Source organism: Frigoribacterium sp. Leaf186 (genome assembly GCF_001423905.1).
GTDB lineage: Bacteria > Actinomycetota > Actinomycetes > Actinomycetales > Microbacteriaceae > Frigoribacterium.
In genome coordinates this window covers 82,951-96,400 of the sequence record NZ_LMPQ01000009.1, presented here as the reverse complement: position 1 = coordinate 96,400, position 13,450 = coordinate 82,951, and the positions used below count along the sequence as shown (strand labels likewise).

The following is a 13,450-nucleotide window of genomic DNA, read 5'->3' as shown; positions in this document are numbered from 1 at the left end:
ACTGATCGCCAGCGACCACGGAGACCTCCTTGCACGTTCGTGCAGATACGTTGCACCTTGTGTGCATCGGGACGACGATGAATCTACCGGCCCGCACGACGAGTCGGCCACCACCACCAGACATCGCATCGAAAGAAGCAGTGACCATGTCGAAGAAGACAGACACCATCCGTCCCAACGTGCAGCGCATCGTCGACCGCCCGACGGCACAGGTGCTCGTCGTCGGCGGTGGCATCAACGGCATCGCGACCTTCCGCGACCTCGCCCTGCAGGGCGTCGACGTCGTGCTCGTCGAGCGCGCCGACTACGCCTCGGGTGCGTCCGCGGCCTCGTCGCACATGATCCACGGCGGCATCCGCTACCTCGAGAACGGCGAGTTCCGCCTCGTCCGCGAGAGCGTCGAAGAGCGCAACGGGCTGCTCAAGATCGCCCCGCACTACGTCAAGCCGCTGCAGACCACGATGCCGATCTTCTCGACGTTCAGCGGCATCATGAACGCCCCGCTGCGCATGCTCACGCACAAGCAGCGCTCCACGAAGGAGCGCGGCGCGCTGCTCATCAAGGTGGGCATGACCATGTACGACTCGTTCTCGCGCGACGGCGGCTCGGTGCCCCGGCACAAGTTCCTCGGGCGCAAGAAGGCCCTGGCCGAGATGCCCCACCTGAACAAGTCGCTCAAGTACACCGGCACCTACTACGACGCCTCGGTCCACGAGCCCGAGCGCCTGGCCCTCGACGTGCTGAAGGACGGCCTGGCCGCCGGCGACAACGCCCGCAGCGCCAACTACCTCGAGGCCGTCGGCACCGCCGACGGCGGCGTCACCCTGCGCGACGTCGTCACCGGAACCGAGTTCACCGTGAAGGCCGACGTGGTCGTCAACGCCTCGGGCCCCTGGACCGACCTCACCAACAAGGCCTTCGGCGCCGAGTCCCAGTACATGGGCGGCACCAAGGGCTCGCACATCGTCGTCGACAGCCCCGAGCTGCTCGAGGCCACCAACGGCCGCGAGATCTTCTTCGAGAACAACGACGGCCGCATCGTGCTGATCTACCCGCTGAAGGGCCGCGTGCTGATCGGCACCACCGACCTCGAGGCCGACATGGCCGAACCCGCCGTCTGCACCGAAGAAGAGGTCGACTACTTCTTCGACCTGGTGAAGCACGTCTACCCCGACATCGAGCTGAACCGCGACCACATCGTGTACCGGTACTCGGGCGTGCGCCCGCTGCCGAAGCACGACGACCTCGCCGCCGGCTTCGTGTCGCGCGACTACCGCATCGTCGAGACCGAGGTCGCCGAGCTGCCCGGCACGACGGTGCTCAGCCTCGTCGGCGGCAAGTGGACGACCTTCCGGGCACTGTCGGCCCACCTCTCCACCGAGGCGACGACGAAGCTCGGCGTGACCCGGTCCGTCGACACGACGGGCATGGCGATCGGCGGCGGCAAGGGGTTCCCGACCACCGACGGCGCCCGCACCACCTGGATCGCCGCCCACGCCGACGGACTCGACCGCGACCAGGTCGACCGCCTGCTGACCCGCTACGGCACCCGCGCCTCCGAGGTCATCGAGGTGCTGCTCGACCAGCCGTCGCAGGCCCTCGAGGCCGAGCCGACGCTCACCACGGCCGAGATCGCGTACTTCGCCGAGCACGAGGACGCCGTGCACCTGGCCGACGTCGTCCTGCGCCGCACGAACCTCGCGTTCGTGGGCGGCGTGACGATCGAGCTGCTGACCGAGATCGCGGACGTCATGGCCGACTCGCTCGGCTGGACGCCCGAGCAGCGCGACGACGAGATCGAGCAGACCGTGACGACGCTGCGCGACGCCCACGGCGTCGAGGTCGCCTCACAGCACGTGCCGGTGGCGGCGCCCGCCACGGTGGCCGCCGAGTAACGACGCCGACCCGAGCCCCGAAGCCCCGCCCCTCCACCGAGGGGCGGGGCTTCGTCGCCCCGGCTTCGTCGACCTGGCTCGCCCCCCCTGGCTCGCCCTCCTGGCTGCCGGGAGGCAGAATTGACATTCCACTGTCGCTGCCCATCGGGCAACGAAAGCCGAAAACGTATTAGTATGTCGGCTGGGCACCCCGCCCCAGACCACCAGGAGGCCGCATGCCGATCCCCGTCTCTCCCCCAGCCGCCGAGCGGCAGCTCTTGCGCGACACGGTCCGCAGCCGCATCCGTGACGCGATCATCGACGGCACGCTCGAGCCGGGCGAGCGACTGCACGACGACGAGCTGATCGCCTGGCTGCAGGTCTCACGCACCCCCATCCGAGAGGCCCTCGGTGACCTCGTCCGTGCCGGGCTCGTCGAGATGGCCCCGAACCGCTACACGAAGGTCGCCACCCCCAAGGCCGAAGAGGCCGTCGAGGCGGTGCAGACCCTGGGCGTGCTCTTCGCGGGTGCCGTCCGTCTCGCCGTGCCGAACCTGACGCCCGAGGTCACGGACGACATCGTGCGGGCGATCGACGTCTGCCTCGACGACCTCGCCCGCGAGGACGGCCCGGCCCTCAACGCCCACGCCGTCGCCCTGTTCTCGACCTACGTCGAGCACTGCGGCAACCCGGCCCTCGTCAAGGTCTGCTCCGACGTCACCGACGGCCTCGCCTACAAGCTGCGGGTGCCGAACATCGTGCAGGTGCTGCACTGGGACTCGATGGCCACGTCCTTCGTGGCCCTCCGCCGGGCGACCGAGGCGGGCGACCCGGTCGCGGCCGAGGCGGCAGCGGCCGAGCTGCACGCCCTGCCCGGCCCGCACACCCTCACCTGAGACGGCACCGGCACCGGCACCGGCACCGGCACCGTCGATCAGGTCACGGTGACGTCGTCGACCTCTCCGACGAGCTCCTCGATGATGTCCTCCAAGAACAGCACCCCGGTGGTGACGCCGTCGGGCGAGACCGATCGGGCCACGTGGGCGCCGACCCGGCGCATCGAGGCGAGGGCGTCCTCGAGGTCGGTGTCGCGGCCGACCGCGCCGAGGCGACGGATGCGCTTCTCGGGCACGGGCGACCCGAACGACTCGTCGTCGGTGAGGTCCATGACGTCCTTGAGGTGCAGGTAGCCGGTGGGCTGACCCTCGCCGTCGGTCAGCACGTAGCGCGAGTACCCCCGGGCCGCCACGGCCCGCTGCACGTCCGCCGGGGTCGACCCCGGTGCCAGGTGCACCATCTCGTCGAGGGGCACCTCGACGTCGCGCACCTTGCGGGTGGTGAACTCGAACGCGGCCGACAGGGTGCCCGACGAGTCGGTCAGGGTGCCCTCTCGCGTCGACTGCAGCACGATCGTCGCGACCTCGTCGAGGGTGTACGAGCTCGTCGCCTCGTCCTTCGGCTCGACCCGGAAGAGCCTGAGCACGCCGTTGGCGACGGCGTTCAGCGACCAGATGACCGGCTTGAAGACGGTCGCCACGAAGACGAGCGGCGGTGCCAGGATCAGCGCGGCCCGGTCGGGCACCGAGAACGACAGGTTCTTCGGGATCATCTCGCCGACGACCACGTGCAAGAACGTGACGAGCACGAGCGCCACGACGAAGGCGACCACGCCGATCGCCTCGGCCGAGAGGCTGGTGAGTCCGAGCGGGATCTCGAGCAGGTGGTGGATCGCCGGCTCCGAGACGTTCAAGATGACGAGCGAGCAGACGGTGATGCCCAGTTGGCTGGTGGCCAGCATGAGCGTCGCGTGCTCCATCGCCCAGAGCGTCTTCGCCGCCGCCTTGCTGCCGGCCTCCGCACGCGGCTCGATCTGCGAGCGGCGGGCCGAGATGACGGCGAACTCGGCGCCGACGAAGAACCCGTTGACGACCAGCAGCACGACGAGCCAGACGATGCCGGGCAGGTACTCGCTCATCGGGTGACCCCTTCTCTCAGTGAGGCGACCACGCGGTCGTGCTCGGTGGTGGGCGCGACGGCGTCGAGGCCGCCCGCGGGGTCGGGCGCCGGGACGAAGCGCAGGCGCTCGAGGCGCCCCTGCGCGACGCGCTCGACCCGCAGGCTGCCGCTGCCGCTCTCGAGGGCGACCTCGTCGCCGACCTCGGGCAGTCGGTCGAGCCGGTCGATGACGAAGCCGGCGACGGTCTCGTAGTCGCCGTCGTCGGGAACGCGGATGCCCGCCCGGTCGGCCAGTTCGTCGGGCCGCAGGGCACCGTCGAAGAGCACGGTGCCGGCCTGGCGCACGATGCCCACGCGGGCGCGGTCGTGCTCGTCCTCGAGCTCGCCGACGAGCTCTTCGACGACGTCCTCGAGGGTGACGAGCCCGGCGGTCCCGCCGAACTCGTCACGGACGACCGCGAGCTGCAGGCCGCCGTGGCGCAGCAGGCCGAGCAGCGAGTCGGTGCCCATGCTCTCGGGCACGAACCGCGCCTCCTGCATCAGCGAGGTCGAGCCGACGGAGGCGCGCTCGGCGAGCGGGACGGCGAACGCGTGCTTCACGTGCACGACGCCGACGATGTCGTCGCTGTCGTCGCCGATCACCGGGAACCTCGAGAACCCCGAGGCGAGGGCGGCCTCGACGACGTCGGCGGCCGTGCCGGTCGCGGCGACGGTCGTCATGCGGACGCGAGGGGTCATCACCTCGGAGGCGTCGTGCTGCGAGAAGCGCAGGGTGCGGCCGAGCAGGGTCGCGTGGTCCTGGTCGAGCCGGCCCTCGAGCGCCGACCGACGCACGAGCGAACTGAGCTCTTCGGCCGAGCGGGCCCCCGACAGTTCTTCCTTCGGCTCGATGCCCATCGCGCGGATGGCGGCGTTGGCCGTGTCGTTGAACAGCACGATGAGCGGCTTGAACACCGTCGTGAACACCACCTGGAACGGGACGACGGCCTTGGCCGTGGCCAGGGGCAGCGCGAGGGCGAAGTTCTTCGGCACGAGCTCGCCGACCACCATCGAGAAGAGGGTGGCGAGCACGATGCCCGCGACGCTGCCCACGACCGGCACGGCCCCGGCGGGCACGCCCACGGCGTCGAGCGGGCCGCTCAGCAGCGAGCTGATGGCCGGCTCGAAGGTGTACCCGGTCAGCAGCGTGGTGAGCGTGATGCCGAGCTGCGCACCCGAGAGGTGCGTCGAGGTGATGCGCAACGCACCGATCGTGGGACCGAGGCGTTTCTCGCCCCGGTCGCGCCGCGCCTCCAGCTCGCTCCGGTCGAGGTTGACCAGCGAGAACTCGGACGCGACGAAGAAGCCGGTGCCGACGGTGAGCACGAGGCCGATGCCGACCATGACCCACTCATTCATGTCGCCCCTCCCCGTCTGTGACGACCGCACGAGCGGTCAGGCGCGGGAGAGGCCAGGGCATGTGAGAGGGAGGTTCGTCCATGACCGAGAACAGTAAGCAGCGACGCCGCCCGTCACCTGAGAACGTGCAGCCCGTGCACGCCCGGGCTCCAACGGCCTCGATCGACGACCGGCGGCGAGCCGGGGAGGCGCGGGTCAGGTCGTCGAGGACGCCGGCGCCGTGCTGGCCGACGCCGCGATCGTCGGCGGCAGGGCGGGCGGGGTGGCCCGCAGGTCGGCCACGCGGTCGGCGGGTTCGGTGCGGGCGAGGAACCCGATGCGCGACTCGCGGACGTGCCAGCCCATCAGCTCGGCGGCCGCCGCCTCGTCGCCCGCGTCGATCGCCGCGAGGATGCGGCGGTGGTCGGGCCACAGCCGCTTGCCGCGCGAGAACGTGTCGAGGGCGTAGAGCCACTCGATCTTGTTCGAGAGCTGGCGCAGCAGGGTGCCGAGCGTGGCGCTGCCGCTCAGGCGCGCGACGCCGACGTGGAACCGGTCGTTGAGCTCGACCAGCCGGTCGAGGTCGCCCGCCTCGACGGCCTCGTCACCGTCGTCGAGCAGCTGTCCGAGCTCGCGGCGGGTGCGCCACCAGTCCTCGGGCGGGCTGGGCTCGCCGAACAGCTCGCGGGCCCGCAGTGCGGCCCGCCGCGCGGTCGAGATCTCGAGCGCCTCGCGCACCGCGAAGAGGTCGTCGGCCTCGTCGACCGGGATCGCCGCGACCCGACTGCCCACGTTCGGCGTCGACACGACGAAGCCCTCGGCCTCGAGCGCGCGCAGCGCCTCGCGCACCGGCACCCGCGAGACCCCGTGACGGCGGGCGACCGACGCCTCGGTGATGCGGGTGCCCGGCACGAGGCGGCCGTCGACGATCTCTCGGCGGAGGGCGTCGACGAGCACGACGGGGGGCGTGCCCTCAGAGGGCGAGGCTGGCACCGGGGATGGCTCCCAACAGTTCGGTCGTGTACTCGGCACGGGGCGACAGGAAGATGTCGTCGACGCTACCCCGCTCGACCACGGCACCCTTGCGCATCACCACCACGTCGTGGGCGATCTGCCGCACGACCGCGAGGTCGTGGGTGATGAACAGGTAGCTCAGGCCGAGTCGTCGCTGCAGGTCGCCGAGCAGCTCGAGGATCTGCTCCTGCACGAGCACGTCGAGGGCCGAGACGGCCTCGTCGCAGATCAGCAGCTCGGGCTCGAGGGCGAGCGCCCGGGCGATCGCCACGCGCTGCCGCTGCCCGCCCGACAGTTCGTTCGGCCGGCTCTGCGCGACCGAGCGCGGCAGGGCCACCTGGTCGAGCAGCTCGGCGACGCGCTGCCGACGGGAGGCGCGGTCGCCGACGCCGAAGATGCGCAGCGGCTCGTCGACCAACCGCTCGACGCTGTACGACGGGTCGAGCGAGCCGTAGGGGTCCTGGAAGACCGGCTGCACCCGACGCCGCAACGCCCGACGTGAGGCACCACGGCTCGCCGTGATGCTCTCGCCGTCGATCAGGGCCGACCCGCTCGTGGCCGACTCGAGGCCGAGCACGATGCGGGCGACGGTCGTCTTGCCCGAGCCGGACTCGCCCACGATCGCGGTCGTCGTGCCGCGCGGCACCTCGAACGAGACGTGGTCGACGGCGCGCACCTGCTCGCCACGGCGACCCCGGAGGCGGAACTCCTTGACCAGGTCGGTGACGGTCAGGATCGGGTCGACCCGCGCCTCCTCGGCGTCCGTCGCCGTCTCGAGCACGGCCTCGCCGCGACGCAACGCGGTGGCCGAGGCCAGCGTCGGCGCGGCCGCGACCAGGCGCTTCGTGTACTCGTGCTGCGGGCGACGCAGGATCTGCTCGGGCGTGCCCTGCTCGACGACGCGGCCCTCGAGCATCACGACGATGCGGTCGGTGCGGTCGGCGGCGAGCCCGAGGTCGTGCGTGATGAACAGCAGCGACGTGCCCCGGCTCTCGACGAGCGTCTGCAGGTGGTTCAGGATCTGCCGCTGCACCGTCACGTCGAGCGCACTGGTCGGCTCGTCGGCGATCAGCAGCTGGGGCTCACGGGCCAGGGCGATCGCGATGAGCACGCGCTGGCGCATGCCGCCCGAGAACTCGTGCGGGAACTGCCCCGCCCGACGCGCGGCCTCGGGGATGCCCGCCTCGGTCATCAGGGCGACGACGCGGCGCTGCACCTCGTCGTGGCCCCGCAGGCCGTGGGTGCGCAGGGCGTCGGCGATCTGCGCACCGACCTTCATCGACGGGTTGAGGTTCGTCGAGGGGTCCTGCGGCACGAGGCCGATGCGGGCGCCGCGCACCTGGCGCATCGGCGCCTCGGACGCCTGCGCCAGGTCGAGGGAACCACCGTCGGGCCCGGCGAGCACGATCGTGCCGCCCGTGATGTGGCCGGCACCGGGCAGCAGCCGCAGGATCGCCGCGACCACCGTCGACTTGCCCGAACCGGACTGGCCGACGATCGCGACCCGTTCGCCGGGCCGGACGTCGAGGTCGACGCCGTGCACGGCGGGGGTGTCGCCGAACGAGACGCGCAGGTCGCGCACGCTCAGCAGCGGTGGGGTCGTGTTCTCAACGTCCTGCGGCATAGGCCTGGGCTCCTCGGGGGTTGGCGGCGGCGGAGAGCACGCCGGTCTCGGGGTCTCGCGACACGCTCGACAGCCGGCCGAGCGACCAGTCGCCGGCGCGGGTGACGACGTGGCCGCGGGCGACCAGGGCGTCGATGACGTCGTCGCCCAGGCGGTCCTCGACCACGACGCCGCCGGGCGTCCAGGTGCGGGGCCAGAAGCTGCCGGGGAACGACGTGGTGTGCAGGGCCGGGGCGTCGATCGCCTGCTGCGGCGTGTAGCCGCCGACGATCGTGCGCAGCAGGTAGAGCAGCTGCCACTGGTCCTGCTGGTCGCCGCCGGGCGAGCCGAGGGCGACCACGGGCTGACCGTCCTTCAGCACGAGGGTCGGGGTCAACGTCGTACGCGGGCGGGTGCCGGGTTCGAGCGTCGACGCCGTGCCCTCGTCGAGCCACGACATCTGCAGGCGGCTGCCGAGGCAGAAGCCCAGCTCGGGGATCGTCGGCGACGACTGCAGCCAGCCGCCCGACGGCGTCGCCGAGACGACGTTGCCCCAGCGGTCGACCACGTCGAGGTGGCACGTGTCGCCGCGGGTCTCGCCGGTCGGCTCGGTGAACGGCTCGGCCAGGCGGTCGGCAGGAGGCGCGGTGCCGGTGGGCGGGGCGTCCTCGGCGGGCGCGGTGGCCGCGGCGGTGGACGCGGTCGGGGTGCTCGGGGTGCCCGACGCGCTCGGGGCGGCGACCGTGGGCTCGCCGACGCCGGCGGGCGCCTCGCTGAGGGCGGGCGGCAGGTACTCGGTGCGCATCGTCGGCAGGGCGTACGGCTCGCGGCCGGGGACGTCGCCGGGACGCAGCTCGTGCGAGGCCCGCTCGCCGATCGACGCGCGCCGCTCGTCGGCGTAGGCGGCCGACAGCAGGGTGTCGAGCGGCACGTCGCCCGGGCCGTACCAGGCCTCGCGGTCGGCCATCGCGAGCTTCTGCGCCTCGACGATCGTGTGCGCGCCGTCGGCGGTCGACGGGTCGAGCAGGTCGTCGTCGAGCGGCTCGAGCAGCGCCAGCACCTGCAGCAGGGCCGGACCCTGGCCCCAGGCGCCGGTCTTGGCGACGGTGTGACCCCGGAACTCGACGGTGGTCGCGGGCTCGGTCGTCGCCCGGAAGGCGGCGAGGTCGGCGGCCGTGATGACACCCGCGTGGTCGGTGCCCGACGAGTGACGGTGCGGAGTGCGGACGAACGCGTCGATCGCCTGCGCGACGTGTCCGCTGCCCCACTCGACCCGCGCCTCCTCGATCTTCGCCTCACGGGTGGTGTCGGGGCCGAGGGCCTCGCCGGCCGCGACCAGCTCGTCGAGGACGGCCGCGTAGGCCGGGTTGGTCAGCAGGTCGCCCTCGCGGGGCACCTCGCCGCCCGGCATCCACTGCGCGGCCGACGTCGGCCAGTGCTCGGTGAACAGGTCGGCCACGGTCTCGATGGTCGAGGCCACGCGCGCCACGATCGGGTGGCCGTCGCGCGCGTAGCCGATCGCGTACGCGAGCACGTCGGCGAGCGACCAGGTGCCGTGCTCGGCCAGCAGCTTCAGCCAGGCGTCGACGGCACCGGGGACGGCGGCGGCCAGGGCTCCCGAGCCGGGGACGAGCTCGAGGCCCTCGGCCACGTAGTGCTCGCGCGTTGCCGCGGCGGGGGCGGGCCCCTGCCCGACGAGCACCGTCGGGGCGTCGGGCGCCTCGGCGGTGGCGTAGATCGCGGTGAGGTCGCCCCCGGGGCCGTTGAGGTGGGGCTCGACGACGTGCAGCACGAAGGCTCCGGCGACCGCGGCGTCGAAGGCGTTGCCGCCACGCTCGAGCACCGACTGCGCCGAGGCCGTCGCCAGCCAGTGGGTCGACGACGTCATGCCGAAGGTGCCCCGCAGGTCGGGGCGGGTGACGAACTCGTCGGGGGTGGTGTAGCTCACGAGGGGTTCACTTCCGGTCGCTGGCGGTGGGGTCGAGGGCGTCGCGCAGGGCGTCGCCGAACAGGTTGAAGCCGAGGCAGATCACGGCGATCGCGAGCCCCGGCACGACGGCCGCGAACGGCGCCTTCGCCAGGTACTGCTGCGCGTCGCTCAGCATGATGCCCAGACTGGCCGTCGGCGGCTGGATGCCCAGCCCCAGGAACGACAGCAGGGCCTCGCCGATGACGGCGACCGGCATGATGACCGTCGCCTGCACGATGATCGCCGAGACGCAGTTCGGCAGCACGTGCTGGAAGATCACGCGCAGGCCGGTGGCGTCCATCGTCGTCGCGGCGAGCACGAAGTCGGTCGACTTGATGCGCAGCGTCTCACCGCGCACCACGCGGATCATCGTCGGCACCTGCGCGATGCCGAGGGCGACCACGGCGTTCGTCAGGCTCGGGCCGCTGATCGCGGCGAGCGCCACGGCGATGATCAGGAACGGGAACGCCAGCATGACGTCGGTGAGGCGCGAGATGACGCCGTCGAGCCAGCGCCAGTAGCCGGCCAGCAGGCCGAGCGGCGTGCCAACCACCACGGCCAGCAGCACCGAGAGCACGCCCACCTGCAGCGAGACGCGGATGCCGTAGACGGTCCGCGAGAGGATGTCGCGGCCGAGGTCGTCGGTGCCGAGCAGGTAGCCGACCGTGCCGGGCACCTGGAACGGCAGCTCGAAGTTCACCCGGGTCGGGTCGTAGGGCGCGAGCAGCGGCGCGGCGAGCCCGGCGACCAGGACGACGAGCAGCATCACGCCGCCCGCGATGCCGAGCCGGTTGCGCCGCAGCCCCCGCCAGACCCGACCCCGGGCCGAGCCGAGGCCGGCCCCCTGGGCGGTGGGTGTCTCGATGACGGTCACGATGCGCCTCCTACCCTGATGCGCGGGTTGATGACGGAGTACAGGACGTCCACCGCCAGGTTGATCACGATGTAGCCGACCGTGATGATCAGCACGACGGCCTGGATCACCGGGTAGTCGCGGGTGAAGACCGAGTCGAGCGTCAACTTGCCGAAGCCCGGCAGCGCGAAGATGCGTTCGGTGACGACGGCGCCCGAGATCAGGCCGCCGAGCTGCAGGCCGACGATCGTGACGACGACGATCATCGAGTTGCGCAGCCCGTAGCGCATCAGCACCCGGCCGCGGCCGAGGCCCTTGGCCCGGGCGGTGCGCACGTAGTCGGTCTTCATCGTCTCGATCATCGAGGCCCGCGTCTGCCGCATGATCACCGCGGCGAGGCTCGTGCCGAGGATCAGCGCCGGCAGGGTGAGGTGGTAGAAGGCGCTCGCCGGGTTCTCGGCGACCGGCACGTAGCCCGACGCCGGGAAGAGGCCCAGGCCCGCCGCGAGCCAGAGGATCGCGAGGATGCCGAGCCAGAAGTTCGGCACCGACAGACCGACCAGGGCGGCGGCGTTGGCCATCCACTCGGGCCAGCGGCCGCGGTACCGCTCGGCGACGACGCCCAGCGCGACGCCCACGACGACCGCGACGACGATCGCGTAGAGCGCCAGCCACAACGTGACCGGCAGGGTCGCGCCGATCAGTTCGGTGACGGGCGTGCCCGTGCGGGTCGACTCGCCGAAGTCGCCTCGGAAGAAGTTGCCGACGAACCGGCCGTACTGCACGATCAGCGAGTCGTCGAGGCCGAGGTCGGCGCGGATCGCCGCGACGCGCTCGGGCGTCGCCTCTTCACCGGCGAGTGCCAGGGCCGGGTCTCCGGGCAGCTGGCGCACGCCCCAGAACACGACGATCGAGGCGATCACCAGCGTGACGGCCGACTGCCAGAGCCGGGTGAGCAGGTAACGGGTCATCGGGTCACTCCCCCTCGACGAACGCGGCGTCGCTGAGGCGCACGACGCCGTCGGCGTACGTGGACACCCCGGCGACCTCGTTCGTCAGCGCGGTCAGGCTTCGGGTGCGGTACAGGTAGATCAGCGGCTCGTCCTCTTGCACCTGGGTCACGACCTCGCCGTACAGCGCGGCACGCTCGTCGACGTCGATCGAGGCGGCGGCGTCGGCCAGCAGCTCGTCGACCCGCGCGTCGCTGTAGCCCGAGTAGTTGTTGCCACCACCCGTCCGCAAGAAGTTGACCATGTTGCCGTTCGGGTCGACGCGGCCCGACCAGCCGAGCTGCAGCGCGTCGAAGTCGCCACGCGACTGCACGTCGAGCAGGGTCGAGTACTCGACCGGCGTGATAGACAGCCGGAACCCGCCGTCGGCCACCTGCGCCTGCAATGCCTGCGCGAGGCGCAGCGTGTCGGCGTTGTTGCTGACCTGCATCTCGATCTCGTACGGCGTGGTCACGCCCGCCTCGGCGAGGAGGCGCTTCGCTCCCTCGGGGTCGTAGCCCGGGCAGTCGTCGCTGGCGGCCGTGGCGAACGGACTGGTCGGCGGGATCGGCGAGCAGGCGGTGTCGTTCCAGCCCCCGAACACGCTCTGCACGAGCGAGTCGCGGTCGATCGACATGGCCAGCGCCTGGCGGACGCGCACGTCGCTCGCCAACGGGGTGTCGATCTGCACGGGGTCGGTGCCGACGCCGTCCTGGTTGCCGATGTTGACGGTCAGGCCCTGGTAGCCGAACGAACCGACCTGCAGCACCGTGAGGCCGTCGTCGGCCATCAGGGCGTCGACGTCCATGGTCGACATCGAGTCGGCCACCTGCACGTCGCCGGCCCGGACGTTCGCCGCCCGGATGCTCGCGTCGGTGATGATGCGGTACGTGATCGTGTCGAGGTGCACGTCGGCGGCGTCGTAGTAGAGCGGGTCGCGCTCGACCGTGATCGAGGTCTGCGGCACCCGGTCGACGAACTTGAACGGCCCGACGCAGACCGGGGCGTCACCGAAGTCGTCACCCTCGGCCTCGAGCGCGGTCGGTGACATGATCATGCCCGCCCGGTCGGCGAGCGCCGCGGTCAACGGAGCGAAGGGACGCTCGTACGTCAGCCGCACGGTGTCGTCGTCGAGGGCCTCGACGCCGGTCACGGGGCCGAGCTCGCTGGCCCGCGACGAGTCCGGCTTGTCGAGGTGCCGACGCAAGGTCGTGACGACGGCCTCGGCGTCGAACGGGGTGCCGTCGGCGAAGACGGCGTCCGTGCGCAGCGGGATCTCGACCGTGAGCCCACCGTCCGACAGGGTCGGCAGCTCGGTCGCCAGGAACGGCACGAGGTCGCCCTCGGCGTCGATGTCGTAGAGCTTCTGGCACATCGTCTCCATCACGTACCGCGTGTACAGCGACGACGACGTGGTGGGGTCGAGGGCGTCCGGCTCGGCCGAGAGCGCCATGACGAGGTCGCCGCCCTCGACGATCGCCTTGTCGCCGATCGGAGCGGTCGTGACGTCCTCCTTGACCGGCGGGTTCGTGCCGGCCGGCTGCTGCGGGACGCAGCCCGTCAGGGCGAGCGTCGCCGCGGCGGCGAGGGCCGACAGCGCGAGGGCCCGGCGGCGGGTCGTGCCCGCGGCGCGAGTCGTGCTCGCGGCGCGGAACGCGCTCGCGGCCTCCGCGGTGCGGGTCGGGCGGGGTGGGCGGGCCATTTGGCCTCCGATGCTCGGGCGGTATCGGTCTGTGCGACGCGGATTGAATACAATCGCGCCGCACGCCCCAGTTTTGTATACGAATTGTTTCGCGCGGGTAAAACGTCTGCCGG

10 protein-coding genes are annotated in these 13,450 nt (G+C 71.8%); 2 read left to right on the top strand and 8 right to left on the bottom strand.

Annotated features, from left to right (window positions below):
- Positions 1-146 precede the first annotated feature (146 nt).
- On the top strand, positions 147-1,895 hold the full coding sequence (locus ASG05_RS06505) for a glycerol-3-phosphate dehydrogenase/oxidase (RefSeq protein ID WP_056259036.1): 1,749 nt from the start codon (positions 147-149) through the stop codon (positions 1,893-1,895).
- 215 nt (positions 1,896-2,110) lie between these two features.
- Positions 2,111-2,770: a GntR family transcriptional regulator gene (locus ASG05_RS06500; RefSeq protein ID WP_056259032.1), complete on the top strand. Its 660-nt coding sequence runs from the start codon at positions 2,111-2,113 to the stop codon at positions 2,768-2,770.
- Positions 2,771-2,808: 38 nt separating this feature from the next.
- Here the strand turns inward: ASG05_RS06500 and ASG05_RS06495 are convergent, their stop codons facing one another.
- From ASG05_RS06495 to ASG05_RS06460, 8 genes are all read right to left on the bottom strand, one after another.
- A complete protein-coding gene (locus ASG05_RS06495; protein WP_056259031.1) occupies positions 2,809-3,849 on the bottom strand; it encodes a CNNM domain-containing protein in 1,041 nt (346 codons plus the stop codon).
- Positions 3,846-5,228 carry a hemolysin family protein gene (locus ASG05_RS06490; RefSeq protein WP_056259028.1) on the bottom strand — a complete coding sequence of 461 codons (1,383 nt, stop codon included), beginning with the start codon at positions 5,226-5,228 and terminating at the stop codon, positions 3,846-3,848. The genes ASG05_RS06495 and ASG05_RS06490 overlap by 4 nt, the downstream gene beginning before the upstream one ends.
- A gap of 195 nt (positions 5,229-5,423) precedes the next feature.
- On the bottom strand, positions 5,424-6,200 hold the full coding sequence (locus tag ASG05_RS06485) for a GntR family transcriptional regulator (protein WP_235491427.1): 777 nt from the start codon (positions 6,198-6,200) through the stop codon (positions 5,424-5,426).
- Positions 6,181-7,845 (bottom strand): ABC transporter ATP-binding protein, encoded by a 1,665-nt coding sequence (locus ASG05_RS06480; protein ID WP_056259026.1) that lies wholly within the window; start codon positions 7,843-7,845, stop codon positions 6,181-6,183. Before ASG05_RS06480 ends, ASG05_RS06485 begins: the two co-directional genes overlap by 20 nt.
- Positions 7,829-9,772 (bottom strand): gamma-glutamyltransferase family protein, encoded by a 1,944-nt coding sequence (locus ASG05_RS06475; protein WP_056259017.1) that lies wholly within the window; start codon positions 9,770-9,772, stop codon positions 7,829-7,831. The genes ASG05_RS06480 and ASG05_RS06475 overlap by 17 nt, the downstream gene beginning before the upstream one ends.
- Positions 9,773-9,779: 7 nt before the next feature.
- Positions 9,780-10,667, bottom strand: coding sequence for an ABC transporter permease (locus ASG05_RS06470; RefSeq protein WP_235491426.1), 888 nt, complete (start codon positions 10,665-10,667; stop codon positions 9,780-9,782).
- Complete coding sequence (locus tag ASG05_RS06465; RefSeq protein ID WP_056259014.1) at positions 10,664-11,617, bottom strand: ABC transporter permease; 954 nt, start codon at positions 11,615-11,617, stop codon at positions 10,664-10,666. Before ASG05_RS06465 ends, ASG05_RS06470 begins: the two co-directional genes overlap by 4 nt.
- A 4-nt stretch (positions 11,618-11,621) precedes the next feature.
- Positions 11,622-13,337: an ABC transporter substrate-binding protein gene (locus ASG05_RS06460; protein WP_082486508.1), complete on the bottom strand. Its 1,716-nt coding sequence runs from the start codon at positions 13,335-13,337 to the stop codon at positions 11,622-11,624.
- Between the last annotated feature and the right edge of the window lie 113 nt (positions 13,338-13,450).

Coding starts and splice junctions, on each gene's coding strand:
- ASG05_RS06505 (WP_056259036.1), top strand. CDS start 147: ATGTCGAAGAAGACAGACACCATCCGTCCCAACGTGCAGCGCATCGTC.
- ASG05_RS06500 (WP_056259032.1), top strand. CDS start 2,111: ATGCCGATCCCCGTCTCTCCCCCAGCCGCCGAGCGGCAGCTCTTGCGC.
- ASG05_RS06495 (WP_056259031.1), bottom strand. CDS start 3,849: ATGAGCGAGTACCTGCCCGGCATCGTCTGGCTCGTCGTGCTGCTGGTC.
- ASG05_RS06490 (WP_056259028.1), bottom strand. CDS start 5,228: ATGAATGAGTGGGTCATGGTCGGCATCGGCCTCGTGCTCACCGTCGGC.
- ASG05_RS06480 (WP_056259026.1), bottom strand. CDS start 7,845: ATGCCGCAGGACGTTGAGAACACGACCCCACCGCTGCTGAGCGTGCGC.
- ASG05_RS06465 (WP_056259014.1), bottom strand. CDS start 11,617: ATGACCCGTTACCTGCTCACCCGGCTCTGGCAGTCGGCCGTCACGCTG.
- ASG05_RS06460 (WP_082486508.1), bottom strand. CDS start 13,337: ATGGCCCGCCCACCCCGCCCGACCCGCACCGCGGAGGCCGCGAGCGCG.